The following is a 13,904-nucleotide window of genomic DNA, read 5'->3' on the forward strand; positions in this document are numbered from 1 at the left end:
TGAACGTTAAGCCTATGAAATACGATACATCCGAGCTTTGTGACATCTATCAGGAAGATGTCAACGTCGTGGAACCGCTGTTCTCTAACTTTGGAGGACGGTCGTCGTTTGGCGGACAAATCATCACGGTAAAATGTTTCGAGGACAACGGGTTGCTGTACGATCTGCTCGAACAAAACGGCCGTGGTCGCATTCTGCTGGTCGATGGCGGCGGTTCTGTCCGTCGTGCGCTGGTCGATGCCGAACTGGCACGGCTGGCCGTACAGAATGAATGGGAAGGTCTGGTCATCTACGGCTCAGTCCGCCAGGTAGACGATCTGGGAGAGCTGGACATCGGCATTCAGGCGATTGCCGCTATTCCGGTAGGTGCTTCAGGAGAAGGTATCGGGGAAAGCGATGTGCGCGTCAACTTTGGCGGCGTGACGTTCTTCTCCGGCGACCACCTGTACGCCGACAACACCGGGATAATCCTCTCCGAAGACCCACTCGATATCGAGTAAGCGAAAAAGGCACCGTAAGGTGCCTTTTTTATGCGTTGTCGCTGATTGCCGGATGGCGGCTTGCGCCTTGTCCGGCCTACAAACTCGCACTCTAAATCCTCTAAAGATTTCACGTCAGGGCAAGGCGGCAAGTAAGTGAATCCCCAGGAGCATAGGTCACTATGTGACTGGGGTGAATGCACACAGCCAACGCCGCCATAACGTGAAATATGACGAGGATTAGACTTCTTCCATACGACCCAGCAGGGCATGCAGACGATCCTGCCAGCCGCTCTGCTGTTCTTTCAGGCTGTTGTTCTCACGCTCCAGCTCTTCACGCTGCTGCTGTGCAGTCTGAACTTCCTGCGACAGTGAGTTGTTCTTTTCTTTCAGCTCTTCGATTTCCATCTGCAACAGCGTGATGGTATCAATCGCCTGCTGTACTTTTGCTTCCAGTTTCTCAAACACTTCTAATGACATCGTCATACCTCTCCTGAATTGCAAGGCGTTGATGGATAAAAATCCTCGTCCCGATAACCGGCGACGCCTTAATAAAAACGAGCGCACTCTACTTAACACCGATTGTATGAAGCCGCGTCATCCCTGTCCAGCGGCATCCCGCGCAGATTGCGGTTTGCAACACTTTTAGTCTTTCTCCTGGTGACATTACTGTCATAACTCTTAAGTGTTAACAGATTGATCAGTGAAATGATTCAGCTCACACTATTTTTGTATAACAAATACCTCACAATGGCGCGAAAACGCTCATTTTGTTGATGCAGTACACACATTTTAATTTCGATATTTCTCGTTTTTGAGCGTTAACGATAAATTAACAGTGTGCCTACCGGCTCCGGGGATGTCAGTGACCTTCTCGCACACAATAAACATTAAACTCTCTTCAGGATCCGATTATGAGTCAAACATCAACCTTAAAAGGCCAGTGCATTGCTGAATTCCTCGGTACCGGGTTGTTGATTTTCTTCGGTGTGGGCTGTGTCGCTGCACTTAAAGTGGCTGGGGCTACTTTTGGTCAGTGGGAAATCAGTATCATCTGGGGTCTGGGGGTAGCGATGGCTATCTATCTGACCGCAGGCGTTTCTGGTGCACACCTGAATCCCGCGGTAACCATCGCACTCTGGCTGTTCGCCTGTTTTGATAAACGCAAAGTTGTTCCTTTTATTATTTCGCAAATTGCCGGCGCCTTTTGCGCAGCGGCACTGGTTTACGGGCTTTATTACAATCTTTTCCTCGATTTCGAACAAACTAACCATATCGTACGCGGCAGTACCGAGAGCCTGGGTCTGGCAGGTACTTTCTCCACCTATCCGAACCCGCATATCAATTTTGTGCAGGCCTTCGCGGTTGAAATGGTCATTACCGCTATTCTAATGGGGCTGATTCTGGCTCTGACCGACGATGGTAACGGTGTACCTCGTGGTCCGCTGGCACCACTGCTGATCGGCTTGTTGATTGCCGTTATTGGTGCTTCCATGGGTCCGCTGACAGGTTTTGCGATGAACCCGGCACGTGACTTCGGACCGAAACTCTTCGCCTGGATGGCCGGATGGGGTGAGATTGCCTTCACGGGTGGTCGCGATATCCCTTACTTCCTGGTTCCGGTGTTTGGCCCGATTACCGGCGCGATTTTGGGCGCATGGGCATATCGCAAACTGATTGGTCGTCATTTACCGTGCGATGTCTGCGCGATTGAAGAAAAAGACGTTGCGGCCAACACTCAACAAAAAGCTTCGCAGTAATGTGACTACGGGACAAAAAATTATGACTGAAAAAAAATATATCGTTGCGCTCGACCAGGGCACCACCAGCTCCCGCGCGGTCGTAATGGACCACGATGCGAATATCGTTGCCGTTTCACAGCGCGAATTCGAACAAATCTACCCGAAAGCCGGTTGGGTAGAACATGACCCAATGGAAATTTGGGCGACCCAAAGCTCCACGCTGGTAGAAGTTCTGGCGAAAGCCGATATCAGTTCCGATGAAATTGCAGCGATCGGTATTACCAACCAGCGTGAAACCACCATCGTCTGGGAACGCGAAACCGGTAAACCAATCTATAACGCCATTGTGTGGCAGTGCCGTCGTACTGCGGATATCTGCGAAAAGCTCAAACGTGACGGCATGGAAGAGTACATCCGTAACAACACCGGTCTGGTTATTGACCCGTACTTCTCCGGTACCAAGGTGAAGTGGATCCTCGACCACGTAGAAGGCTCGCGTGAGCGCGCTCGTCGCGGCGAACTGCTGTTTGGTACCGTAGACACCTGGCTTATCTGGAAAATGACGCAGGGGCGCGTACACGTCACAGATTACACCAACGCCTCGCGTACCATGCTGTTCAACATCCACTCCCTGGACTGGGATGACACGATGCTGGATGCGCTGGATATTCCGCGTGCAATGCTGCCTGAAGTGCGTCGCTCTTCTGAAGTGTACGGCCAGACCAACATCGGTGGTAAAGGCGGTATTCGTATTCCTATCTCCGGTATCGCCGGTGATCAGCAGGCGGCGCTGTTTGGCCAGCTGTGCGTGAAGGAGGGGATGGCGAAAAATACTTACGGTACCGGCTGCTTCATGCTGATGAACACCGGCGAGAAAGCCGTTAAGTCCGAAAACGGACTGCTAACCACCATCGCCTGCGGACCGACCGGGGAAGTGAACTACGCGCTGGAAGGTGCGGTATTTATGGCTGGCGCCTCCATCCAGTGGCTGCGTGATGAAATGAAACTCATCAGCGATGCATTCGACTCCGAATATTTCGCCACCAAAGTGAAAGATACCAACGGTGTGTACGTCGTTCCGGCATTTACTGGCCTGGGCGCACCGTACTGGGACCCGTATGCTCGCGGCGCCATCTTTGGTCTGACCCGTGGGGTAAACTCCAACCACATCATCCGCGCCACGCTTGAGTCTATCGCTTACCAGACTCGTGATGTTCTGGAAGCGATGCAGGCTGACTCCGGTATTCGCCTGCACGCCCTGCGTGTTGATGGCGGTGCGGTCGCCAACAACTTCCTGATGCAGTTCCAGTCCGACATTCTCGGCACGCGCGTTGAGCGCCCGGAAGTCCGCGAAGTCACCGCATTGGGTGCGGCATACCTGGCTGGTCTGGCAGTAGGCTTCTGGCAGAATCTGGATGAGCTGCAGGAAAAAGCAGTCATCGAGCGTGAATTCCGCCCAGGCATCGAAACCACCGAACGTAACTTCCGTTACAGCGGCTGGAAAAAAGCGGTCAAACGCGCCATGGCGTGGGAAGATCACGACGAGTAATACGTCATAGCCGGATGGCAACTGTGCCTTATCCGGCAATATCTTCGTGCGGGGGCAACCCCGCACACACATCAATAATCTCGCCCCCTCCCCTGTGCTACACTTCGCGCCATTCCTTTCAGCTACGAGTTTGCAATGAGACGAGAACTTGCCATTGAATTTTCACGCGTGACCGAAGCGGCCGCGCTGGCTGGCTATAAATGGCTGGGCCGCGGCGATAAAAATACCGCTGACGGCGCGGCGGTAAACGCCATGCGTATTATGCTCAACCAGGTCAACATTGACGGCACCATCGTGATTGGCGAGGGCGAGATCGATGAAGCGCCGATGCTGTTTATCGGTGAGAAAGTCGGGACCGGTCTTGGTGATGCGGTCGACATCGCCGTCGATCCTATCGAAGGCACACGCATGACGGCAATGGGTCAGGCAAACGCGCTGGCCGTACTGGCTGTTGGCGATAAAGGTTGCTTCCTGAACGCACCAGACATGTACATGGAGAAGCTGATTGTCGGCCCAGGCGCAAAAGGGTCTATCGACCTGAACCTGTCGCTGGAAGCCAACCTGCATAACGTTGCCGCTGCACTCAATAAGCCGCTGAGTGAACTGACCGTCACCATTCTGGCCAAGCCACGCCATGATGAAACGATCGCCGAAATGCAAAAACTGGGCGTGCGCGTCTTTGCTATTCCAGACGGTGACGTTGCAGCCTCCATTCTGACCTGCATGCCAGACAGTGAAGTTGACGTGCTGTACGGCATTGGCGGCGCACCGGAAGGCGTGGTTTCTGCCGCCGTCATCCGCGCGCTGGACGGCGACATGCAAGGCCGTTTGCTGGCACGTCATGACGTCAAAGGCGACAGCGAAGAGAACCGTCATATTGGCGAACAAGAACTGGCTCGTTGCGCCGCCATGGGCATTGAAGCGGGCAAAGCGCTGCGCCTCGATGAAATGGCGCGCAGCGACAACGTCATTTTCTCCGCCACCGGCATCACCAAAGGCGATTTGCTGGAAGGGATTAGCCGTAAAGGTAATATCGCGACCACCGAAACGCTGCTGATCCGCGGCAAATCACGTACGATCCGCCGCATTCAGTCGATTCACTACCTCGATCGTAAAGATCCCGATGTGCAGGCGCACATCCTGTAATTGATTTGATCAATAGAGCCTTCCAGCCCATATGGGCTGGAAATCTTTCGTCCAACGAACGAAGATAAGGCAATCAAAGCAGACAGGAGAAAACCATGGCAGATTGGGTAACAGGCAAAGTCACGAAGGTACAGAACTGGACCGATGCCCTGTTTAGTTTGACCGTGCGAGCTCCGGTTCTTCCTTTCACTGCAGGTCAATTCACCAAGCTTGGCCTTGAGATCGACGGCGAACGCGTCCAGCGTGCCTATTCTTACGTCAATGCCCCTGATAACTCCGATTTAGAGTTTTATCTGGTGACGGTTCCCGACGGCAAACTCAGCCCTCGTCTGGCAGCACTGAAGCCTGGCGATGAAGTCCAGGTGGTGAGTGAAGCGGCTGGTTTCTTCGTGCTGGATGAAGTCCCCGATTGCGACACGCTGTGGATGCTGGCAACCGGCACGGCTATCGGCCCATATTTGTCGATTCTGCAGTTAGGCAAGGACCTGGATCGCTTCAAAAACCTGGTGCTGGTCCACGCCGCGCGTTATGCCGCCGATTTGAGCTATCTACCGTTGATGCAGGCGCTGGAAAAGCGCTACGAAGGTAAATTACGTATCCAGACGGTTGTCAGCCGTGAAACCGTGGCAGATTCGCTGACCGGGCGTGTACCGGCGCTGATTGAAAGCGGTGAGCTGGAAAAAGCAGTCGGGCTGCCATTGGATAAAGAAACCTGCCATGTGATGCTGTGTGGGAACCCGCAGATGGTACGCGACACGCAGCAGTTGCTGAAAGAGACCCGGCAGATGACCAAACACCTGCGCCGCCGACCGGGCCATATGACTGCAGAGCACTACTGGTAAGAACGTTTTACTGCCCGGTAAACACCCGGGCATTTTGCCGGATGGCGCTTGCGCTTATCCGGCCTACGAGCCAGCTCTGTACTTTACGTCCTGCGTATCCTTACCATATTTATTTGCGTCCTGGGTGCCAATGAACGCACCCAGATCGATAAGCATACCGACCAGAATCAACGTTGGAACAAAGCGGCCTACCGCCCATTGCCAGACGCCGGGTAACATCGCCCAATTTCCGGCCAGCAGCATCCACGCCAGAATCATCAACAGCGCCCACGCTCCGGAACGCCCCCGGTCATGCAGACGTTTTACCGTCACTGCCGCCGTTGGCCATAGCAGACACACCAGACAAAAAGCCGCGGTCTGAATATCGAGTAATTGTTTGCTCGCCAGCGAAAACAGAACCAGCATGCCGACGATCCATAGGCCAATCCAAATCCAGAAATCACGGCGCCCGATGCGCCCTTTAAATGAGAATAACCACTGCTGTATGGTCATGTAAGTTCCTTTATTATTACCTTCCAGAACAGTTTACCCTTTTGACAAGCTCGACGGTTACCGTTTTAATCGTGAGCAGTGAGAATGAAAGGTACGATTGATGAAGCACGGATTTACACTGTTTTTATTATTGTTTTCAGCCTTAGCCGCGAGCACTGCGGCACTGGCGAAAGAGCCATCGACGGCAACCACAGCCCCCTATTTACTGGCGGGCGCGCCGACCTTTGACCTGTCGATTAGCCAGTTTCGCGAAAACTTTAATACACAGAATCCGAAGCTGATCCTGAATGAGTTCCGCGCTATCGACAGCAGTCGCGATCGGGCAAATCTCACCCGCGCGGCCAGTAAAATCAATGAAAACCTGTATGCGTCTTCCGCCCTTGAGCGCGGCACCCTGAAAATCAAAAGCATGCAGATAACCTGGTTACCAATTCAAGGACCAGAGCAAAAGGCAGCTAAAGCGAAAGCGCTGGAATACATGACCGCCGTCATCCGCGCTGTCGCACCACTACTGACGAAGGAACAGAGCCAGAAAAAGCTGCAAAAACTGCTCGCCGCAGGCAAAGGTAAGCACTATTACGCCGAAACAGAAGGCGCAATTCGCTATGTCGTGGCAGATAACGGTGAAAAGGGGCTGACCTTCGCTGTTGAACCGATTAAGCTGGCACTATCTGAAAACCTCGAAGGGTCGAATAAATGACAAAAAGCAAAGCCTTCGGGATGATCAATCTCTATACTGTTTCACAGACCATGCTGCCCTGAGGGGCGGCCATATTCCTTAATTCGCTGACAAGCGTGGAGAAATGAAATGCGACATCCTTTAGTGATGGGTAACTGGAAACTGAACGGCAGCCGCCACATGGTAAACGAACTGGTTGCTAATCTGCGTAAAGAACTGGCTGGCGTTGCTGGCTGTGCAGTAGCAATTGCTCCGCCGGAAATGTATATCGACCTGGCGAAACACGCCGCTGCCGGTAGCCACATCATTCTGGGCGCGCAGAACGTTGATCTGAACCTGTCTGGCGCATTCACCGGTGAAACAAGTGCTGAAATGCTGAAAGATATCGGCGCGCAGTACATCATTATCGGTCACTCTGAGCGTCGTACTTACCACAAAGAATCTGACGAGCTGATCGCTAAAAAATTCGCTGTGCTGAAAGAGCAAGGTCTGACTCCGGTTCTGTGCATCGGTGAAACCGAAGCAGAAAACGAAGCAGGCAAAACTGAAGAAGTTTGCGCACGTCAGATCGACGCGGTTCTGAAAACTCAGGGCGCAGCAGCATTCGAAGGCGTCGTTATCGCTTACGAACCAGTATGGGCTATCGGTACCGGTAAGTCTGCAACTCCTGCTCAGGCTCAGGCTGTTCACAAATTTATTCGTGACCACATTGCTAAAGCGGACGCGAAAATCGCTGAACAAGTTATCATCCAGTACGGCGGTTCTGTAAACGCAGCTAACGCGGCAGAACTGTTTGCTCAGCCGGACATCGACGGTGCGCTGGTTGGTGGTGCTTCTCTGAAAGCAGACGCCTTCGCAGTCATCGTTAAAGCAGCAGAAGCCGCTAAACAGGCTTAAGTTGTTAAGGCGGGAGGAACACTCCTCCCGCTGTATTAACTACCAGTATCCCAACCAGTGCCACCAGAAGGCGCCGGTCACCCCCCAAATGGTCAGGTTGACCACACTCATCACCAGGCCCGTTTTCCACCACTCCGCCAGCGTGACATAGCCCGAACCAAAGATGATCGGCGCAGTACCCGTGCCATAGTGCGTGAGCGACATCATCAAAGAGGAGGAGAAACCGAGCATTAAACCAAGCAATGCTGGTGGCGCGCCGAGGCCTAATCCTGCGGCGAAGAACGCAGCGAACATAGCCGTAATATGCGCAGTTGTGCTGGCGAAAAAGTAGTGCGAGTAGACGTAAAGCAGAATCAACAGCAGCGTTGCAACACTCCAGTGCACGCCAAGATGGTCGATTGCACTACCAACACTGGTTGCCAGCCATCCCACCAACCCCAGTTTGCTGAGAAAATCTGCCATCATCACCAGCGCGGCAAACCAGACTATCGTATCCCATGCCCCGCGGCATTTAAGAATGTCATCCCAGCTCAATACGCCCGCCATCAATAGAATCGACAATCCAATTAACGCGGCGCTGGTAGGGTTTACGCTCCAGGCACTGCCCATCAGCATCGCTGGAACACCCGCCCACAGGCAGAGCAGCAAAATGAACACTGCCAGGGTGATTTTTTCTGCCAGTGATAGTGGACCCAGCGCATCCAGTTTTTGCCGCGCGAACTGCGGCGCATTTGGCGTGCGCGTGATAGCTGGCGGATAGAGCCACCAGATTACAATCGGCATGACAACCAGTGATACCAGAGCAGGAAGAAGCGCCGCAATAGCCCACATTCCCCAGGTCATGTTCAGCACGCCATCCGTCCCCTTCGTCAAAAAGCTGACGATTAACGGGTTAGGTGCGGTCGCAGTGATGAACATTGCCGAGCTGATCGGGTTAATGTTGTAGTTCACCAGCGCGAGATAACGGCCCGTTGAGCCATTCTCGGCATGGCCTGGCTGCGAGCCGAGGCTCTCCGCAATCGCCCGCATTACCGGGTGGATAATGCCGCCGCCACGCGCGGTATTGCTTGGCGTTACGGGTGCAATTAGCGTTTCCGCAAGGGTTAATGCCCACGCAATGCCCAGCGTTCTTTTACCAAATAGCGCAATAAACCCGTAGCCAATACGCGCTCCCAGGCCAGTCTTTAACAGACTTTGCGACAGCATAATGGATAAACCGATCAGCCAGATTAGCTGGTTAGAAAAACCACTCAACGCATCGTTCAACGCCGCGGAGGGTTTGCCGGGGTTAGTAACGCCAGTCATCGCCACCAGCATAATCGCCACAATCGCAATTGCGCCAATCGGCATGGCTTTACCGATAATCGCAGCGATCGTACCAATAAACAGTGCCAGCAGGTGCCACGCTTGCGGGGTTACGTCAGGTGGACACGGGATAACAAACCAGATGGTCAGCGTAATCACGAGCGAGATGATGGCAGGCCAACAGCGGATGGGGGTTAAACTGTCCATGAATCAATCCTTGAATTTCCAGTGCGCAAATCTGCGCTCAGGCATTAACCAATATTGCCGCGCATAATACAATTCACTCACTCACAAAACAAAAAATTAACATTTTGATACAGCTACAGTTTTCCCAACACCGTAAACCAAGCGTAATCCAGCGGCAGAAGAATCAGATATGTTGCCGCCGCCAGTGCGATACACAGCAGCATCCCCGCCCTTGCAGGTACTTTCCCGAGCGCCATCGCCACCACGATCGGTGAAGCCTGATACGGCAACAGTGGTGTGGAATAACCCAGCACCTGGATCATAATCACCGACAGCAGTGGGAATCCCGTCGCATCGGCAAAGCTTTGCGCCAACGTGGTATACAGCGCCGGAACACCGTTCGCCGTCATAATAAAATTAAGCGCAGTGGTAATACCGGTCAGCGCGAGGAAACTGGTAAACGGCTTTTCCGCATCCAGCGGCATCACCTGTAACAGCGCTTCGCCAACGGCGCTACCAATACCGGTCTGCGTGACGGTGATCGCCAGCCCCAGAATACCCGCCACATAAATACAGGTACGAATGTTGACCCCAGCGGAAAACTCGTCGCCATTGATAAAGCCAACCCGTGGTAGCAATGTGATAACTGCCGCCGCCAGCCCGGTCCACGCGGGGCCAATACCGTGCCAGCTTTCGCTTACCCACAAGAACAGCACCACCGCTAACATCCAGGCCAGACGTTTTTCATCCCGGCTCATCGGCTCCGGCGGCGTGAGATCGCGCGGCGCATGCGGCTTGCCAGGGAACAACCAGCAGATAAGCACAATGAGCACCGCGCCTTTAAGCCAACCCAGAACCGGCGTATGCAGCAGCAAATAGGGAAGATAATTGAGGTGGATGCCGTAAGAGCCTTCCGCCGCGCCGCTCATCACCAGATTCGGTACGTTAGCGGGTAAAATCGTCGCAGAAAGCTGGAACGTCCCAAACCCGACGGCCAGTGCCAGACCATACCAGGCGCGCGTGCCTTCGTTAATTCCGGCTCGTTTCGCCATCGCCGCGACAATCGGCATCAGCAGCGCAATGCGGCCCATGTTGGATGGCATTACAAATGCCAGCGCGTAACTCAGCAGCACTACGCTCGCCACCATTAACGGCCAGGAATCAGTCAACCTCGATGACAGCGCCCTCGCCGCCCTGTCCGCCAGCCCCGTTTTACGAATCGCAATACCCAGTACAAAGCCGCTAAACACCAGCCAGAATGCGGAGGACGCAAAGCCGCCAAAAATCACATCCGGTGGCGCGATTTTGGCGACCATCGCCACGGCAAAGAACAGCAGCGCCGTTATAAACTCCGGCAGCAGCGACGTAGCCCAGAGCAGAATGGTGATACCAACCACCAGAGAGGGGATAAACAGAGGGTGTGTAAGCCAGAGCGACATGCCTGTCTCCTGTTGTTTTTTTCAACAAGAATACGGGGACAGGCATGCGGAGTAAACGCCAGATTAGGTGGGGTTAACGCAGAATATCACATTGATGATCCTGAATTTCCTCAGCGGAGGCGAGATTCAGTGCCAGCAGATTGCGCTGAGTAGCCAGCAGGACAAAGGATTCGTCGCTCTGGCGCACCATCGCCAACGCATAGCTGCCCATATGCTCACGCGCATCCGGCACCTCTTCCGCCAGCATCATAAACGGGCTGCGTTGTGCCAGTTCATTTTCCGTGACGCGACGTGCCAGATATTCATGACCGCGCAGCCCACCCGGTAATGGTAGCCAGCGGGTGCTGATTTTCGCCAGGTTGTCATCCAGCTGCTTTCTGACATCGGTTCGCAGGCAGGAGATATGAATATGCAGGTGATTTTGCGTACGCCCGCTACGTGAGTTAATGGTCAGAGAGACTGCTTTGTCAGGGATTTCCTGGCCGTATTTTTGGCTCAGAAAGCTACGCGCCTGCCAGGCCAGCCAGAAAAAGTTCGGTGTGCCTGATTTCAACAACAGCGGACTTTCCGTACCGTTGATCCGCCAGGTAGGCATCAACAGATATTGCAGTGGGCCGTTACGGTCTTTGAACACCACATATCCAGCATCCGGCTTTACTTCAGCGCATGGTGCGGGGTCCTGCTGCTGCAACTGGTGCGGCAGGCATTGCTGAAGAACGATCTGGCGTAATGCGTCCGGGTTGCCGGTGAATTTCCAGTACCCGATACCTGCAGCGGCGGCGACCACAATCACCGCCAGTAAAAGATAGCCTGCTTTTTTCATTACGCGTTTCCTGTATCCCATTGAAGGGCAAGAGTAACGCAAAACCATGACAAATAAAAAACCCGGTCGCGTTAGGCCACCGGGTCGGTAAATCAGAGACTTATTTATCGTTTACTGATTTGGTCGAACGTACCGCCGTTAGAGAAGTGCTCTTTCTGCGCTTTCGTCCAGCCGCCAAACTCTTCGTCGATAGTGAACAGCTTCAGCTTCGGAAATGCGTTTTCGTATTTCTTCGCAACGTCTGCATCACGTGGACGATAGTAGTTTTTCGCCGCAATTTCCTGACCTTCCGGAGAGTAGAGATACTTCAGGTAAGCTTCCGCCACCGCTTTGGTGTCTTTCTTTTCCACCACTTTATCAACCACGGACACGGTCGGCTCCGCGAGGATAGATTCACTCGGGGTCACTATCTCGAATTTATCTTTGCCCAGCTCGTTCGTTGCCAACAGCGCTTCGTTTTCCCAGGCAATCAGCACATCACCGATACCACGTTCAACGAAGGTATTGGTTGAACCACGTGCACCAGAATCGAGTACCTCAACGTTTTTATACAGGGCCTTCACAAAGTCTTGTGCCTTGGCCTGATCGTTGTTGTTGTGGTGCAGGGCATAGCCCCATGCCGCCAGATAGTTCCAGCGAGCTCCGCCGGAGCTTTTCGGGTTTGGCGTAATGACCGATACGCCCGGTTTGATTAAATCGTTCCAGTCATGAATTTGTTTGGGATTGCCTTTGCGGACCAGGAATACGATGGTGGAGGTGTAAGGCGCAGAGTTATCCGGCAGGCGTTTAATCCAGTTTTTATCGATACGGCCACGTTCAGCAATGGCATCCACGTCGTAAGCCAGTGCCAGCGTCACGACATCGGCTTCAATGCCGTTGATGACGGAGGTCGCCTGTTTACCCGAACCACCATGCGACTGGCGAATCACGACGTTGTCGCCCGTTTCCTGCTTCCAGTGCGCGCTGAAGGCCTTATTGTACTGCTCGTACAGTTCACGCGTTGGATCGTACGATACGTTAAGTAACTGAATATCCTTTGCCAGAACGCTGGTCGATGCCAGCAATAATGTTAACCCTACGCCCCATTTGTTCATCGCCCAGCTCTCTTAGGTAGTGTTGTGATGAGCAAAGCGTGCCAGAAAGGCATCCAAACATTAAAGAATAAAAAAAGATTTGCTATAACTTGGGGGAATATATGGAGTCGAGTTTTTGCCTGATGGCGCTACGCTTATCAGGCCTACGATTTGCATCATGTAGGCCGGATAAGGCGCAAGCCGCCATCCGGCAATTGCAATTAATACAGTTTCTTCGCGCAGTCCAGCCAGTCACCTTTGAACGGACGCTTCATGTTTTCGATAGCGTCGATGATGTCATGGTGAACCAGCTGCTCGTTCTGAATACCTACGCAGCGACCGCCGTGACCTTCCAGCAGAAGTTCAATGGCATAGGCGCCCATACGGGATGCCAGAATACGGTCGTAAGGAACCGGGGAACCACCACGCTGGATGTGACCCAGTACGGTTGCACGCGTTTCACGACCCGTTTCTTTCTCAATGTAATGCGCCAATTCGTCAACGTCACACATGTGTTCAGTGATCGCTACGATTGCGTGTTTTTTACCTTTCGCGATACCTGCTTTGATTTCAGTAACCAAATCGTCACGGCTGAATTCCACTTCCGGAACCACCACGAACTCACAGCCACCGGCAATCGCTGCTGCCAGGGTCAGGTCACCACAGTAGCGGCCCATCACTTCAACGATAGAAATACGCTGGTGAGAAGAAGAGGTATCACGCAGGCGGTCAATCGCTTCAACGACAGTACCCAGCGCGGTGAAGTAGCCGATGGTGTAGTCAGTGCCCTTGATATCGTTGTCGATAGTGCCCGGCAGACCGATGCACGGGAAGCCCATTTCAGTCAGGCGTTTTGCACCCATGTAAGAACCGTCACCCCCGATAACAACCAGGGCGTCGATGCCACGCTTCTTCAGGTTTTCGATCGCCACCGCACGTACGTTTTCATCACGGAATTCCGGGAAGCGAGCAGAACCGAGGAAAGTACCGCCACGGTTGATCATGTCGGACACGCTGTAGCGGTCAAGCTGGACCATACGGTCTTCATACAAACCCAGGTAGCCATCATGGATCCCCATGACTTCCAGCCCTTCCGTCAACGCTGCACGTACAACACCACGGATTGCTGCGTTCATGCCCGGCGCATCACCGCCGCTTGTCAACACACCGATTTTCTTAATCATGACTACCTCTGAACTTTGGAATGCAAAATGAAATCTGCTGCCGGAAGTCGATTCCGCATATCGAAACG

At 53.4% G+C, this 13,904-nt stretch carries 14 protein-coding genes; 7 read left to right on the forward strand and 7 right to left on the reverse strand.

Annotated features, from left to right (window positions below):
- Positions 1-14: 14 nt before the first annotated feature.
- Positions 15-500 (forward strand): ribonuclease E activity regulator RraA, encoded by a 486-nt coding sequence (gene rraA, locus OGX94_RS01230; RefSeq protein ID WP_003825188.1) that lies wholly within the window; start codon positions 15-17, stop codon positions 498-500.
- Between the two features lie 219 nt (positions 501-719).
- Here rraA and zapB read toward each other — a convergent pair whose 3' ends face one another.
- The gene (zapB, locus tag OGX94_RS01235) at positions 720-965 is read right to left on the reverse strand and encodes a septal ring assembly protein ZapB (protein WP_095533156.1); all 246 of its coding nucleotides are present in this window, start codon (positions 963-965) and stop codon (positions 720-722) included.
- Positions 966-1,393: 428 nt separating this feature from the next.
- Between zapB and OGX94_RS01240 the strand changes: the two genes are divergently transcribed.
- The 4 genes from OGX94_RS01240 (at position 1,394) to fpr (ending at position 5,758) form a co-directional block, all read left to right on the forward strand.
- Entirely contained in the window at positions 1,394-2,239 is an 846-nt protein-coding gene (locus OGX94_RS01240) for an MIP/aquaporin family protein (RefSeq protein ID WP_003825195.1), read from the forward strand.
- Between the two features lie 22 nt (positions 2,240-2,261).
- Positions 2,262-3,770 carry a glycerol kinase GlpK gene (glpK, locus tag OGX94_RS01245; RefSeq protein WP_003028792.1) on the forward strand — a complete coding sequence of 503 codons (1,509 nt, stop codon included), beginning with the start codon at positions 2,262-2,264 and terminating at the stop codon, positions 3,768-3,770.
- Positions 3,771-3,905: 135 nt separating this feature from the next.
- Entirely contained in the window at positions 3,906-4,916 is a 1,011-nt protein-coding gene (glpX, locus tag OGX94_RS01250) for a class II fructose-bisphosphatase (RefSeq protein ID WP_206160258.1), read from the forward strand.
- A 95-nt stretch (positions 4,917-5,011) separates the two neighbouring features.
- Entirely contained in the window at positions 5,012-5,758 is a 747-nt protein-coding gene (gene fpr, locus OGX94_RS01255) for a ferredoxin--NADP(+) reductase (protein WP_063941742.1), read from the forward strand.
- A 63-nt stretch (positions 5,759-5,821) separates the two neighbouring features.
- On the opposite strand, the gene OGX94_RS01260 is transcribed toward fpr, so the two are convergent.
- Positions 5,822-6,250, reverse strand: coding sequence for a DUF805 domain-containing protein (locus OGX94_RS01260; RefSeq protein ID WP_003825201.1), 429 nt, complete (start codon positions 6,248-6,250; stop codon positions 5,822-5,824).
- A gap of 100 nt (positions 6,251-6,350) precedes the next feature.
- Between OGX94_RS01260 and OGX94_RS01265 the strand changes: the two genes are divergently transcribed.
- A complete protein-coding gene (locus OGX94_RS01265; RefSeq protein WP_257662350.1) occupies positions 6,351-6,950 on the forward strand; it encodes a YiiQ family protein in 600 nt (199 codons plus the stop codon).
- Positions 6,951-7,058: 108 nt separating this feature from the next.
- Positions 7,059-7,826 carry a triose-phosphate isomerase gene (tpiA, locus tag OGX94_RS01270; RefSeq protein ID WP_003028783.1) on the forward strand — a complete coding sequence of 256 codons (768 nt, stop codon included), beginning with the start codon at positions 7,059-7,061 and terminating at the stop codon, positions 7,824-7,826.
- 39 nt (positions 7,827-7,865) lie between these two features.
- Here tpiA and OGX94_RS01275 read toward each other — a convergent pair whose 3' ends face one another.
- From OGX94_RS01275 to pfkA, 5 genes are all read right to left on the reverse strand, one after another.
- On the reverse strand, positions 7,866-9,338 hold the full coding sequence (locus tag OGX94_RS01275) for a DASS family sodium-coupled anion symporter (RefSeq protein WP_003825206.1): 1,473 nt from the start codon (positions 9,336-9,338) through the stop codon (positions 7,866-7,868).
- Positions 9,339-9,451: 113 nt separating this feature from the next.
- Positions 9,452-10,756 (reverse strand): SLC13 family permease, encoded by a 1,305-nt coding sequence (locus OGX94_RS01280; RefSeq protein ID WP_126957433.1) that lies wholly within the window; start codon positions 10,754-10,756, stop codon positions 9,452-9,454.
- 73 nt (positions 10,757-10,829) lie between these two features.
- On the reverse strand, positions 10,830-11,579 hold the full coding sequence (locus OGX94_RS01285) for a CDP-diacylglycerol diphosphatase (protein ID WP_257662351.1): 750 nt from the start codon (positions 11,577-11,579) through the stop codon (positions 10,830-10,832).
- A gap of 104 nt (positions 11,580-11,683) precedes the next feature.
- Positions 11,684-12,673, reverse strand: a complete 990-nt coding sequence (sbp, locus tag OGX94_RS01290) for a sulfate/thiosulfate ABC transporter substrate-binding protein Sbp (protein ID WP_063941738.1) — start codon at positions 12,671-12,673, stop codon at positions 11,684-11,686.
- Positions 12,674-12,873: 200 nt separating this feature from the next.
- Positions 12,874-13,836, reverse strand: coding sequence for a 6-phosphofructokinase (gene pfkA, locus OGX94_RS01295; RefSeq protein WP_003825214.1), 963 nt, complete (start codon positions 13,834-13,836; stop codon positions 12,874-12,876).
- Between the last annotated feature and the right edge of the window lie 68 nt (positions 13,837-13,904).

The sequence above is a fragment of the Citrobacter sp. Cpo037 genome (assembly GCF_030332945.1).
In the GTDB taxonomy this organism is placed as follows: Bacteria; Pseudomonadota; Gammaproteobacteria; order Enterobacterales; family Enterobacteriaceae; genus Citrobacter; species Citrobacter portucalensis.

Coding starts and splice junctions, on each gene's coding strand:
- rraA (WP_003825188.1), top strand. CDS start 15: ATGAAATACGATACATCCGAGCTTTGTGACATCTATCAGGAAGATGTC.
- zapB (WP_095533156.1), bottom strand. CDS start 965: ATGACGATGTCATTAGAAGTGTTTGAGAAACTGGAAGCAAAAGTACAG.
- OGX94_RS01240 (WP_003825195.1), top strand. CDS start 1,394: ATGAGTCAAACATCAACCTTAAAAGGCCAGTGCATTGCTGAATTCCTC.
- glpK (WP_003028792.1), top strand. CDS start 2,262: ATGACTGAAAAAAAATATATCGTTGCGCTCGACCAGGGCACCACCAGC.
- glpX (WP_206160258.1), top strand. CDS start 3,906: ATGAGACGAGAACTTGCCATTGAATTTTCACGCGTGACCGAAGCGGCC.
- fpr (WP_063941742.1), top strand. CDS start 5,012: ATGGCAGATTGGGTAACAGGCAAAGTCACGAAGGTACAGAACTGGACC.
- OGX94_RS01260 (WP_003825201.1), bottom strand. CDS start 6,250: ATGACCATACAGCAGTGGTTATTCTCATTTAAAGGGCGCATCGGGCGC.
- OGX94_RS01265 (WP_257662350.1), top strand. CDS start 6,351: ATGAAGCACGGATTTACACTGTTTTTATTATTGTTTTCAGCCTTAGCC.
- tpiA (WP_003028783.1), top strand. CDS start 7,059: ATGCGACATCCTTTAGTGATGGGTAACTGGAAACTGAACGGCAGCCGC.
- OGX94_RS01275 (WP_003825206.1), bottom strand. CDS start 9,338: ATGGACAGTTTAACCCCCATCCGCTGTTGGCCTGCCATCATCTCGCTC.
- OGX94_RS01280 (WP_126957433.1), bottom strand. CDS start 10,756: ATGTCGCTCTGGCTTACACACCCTCTGTTTATCCCCTCTCTGGTGGTT.
- OGX94_RS01285 (WP_257662351.1), bottom strand. CDS start 11,579: ATGAAAAAAGCAGGCTATCTTTTACTGGCGGTGATTGTGGTCGCCGCC.
- sbp (WP_063941738.1), bottom strand. CDS start 12,673: ATGAACAAATGGGGCGTAGGGTTAACATTATTGCTGGCATCGACCAGC.
- pfkA (WP_003825214.1), bottom strand. CDS start 13,836: ATGATTAAGAAAATCGGTGTGTTGACAAGCGGCGGTGATGCGCCGGGC.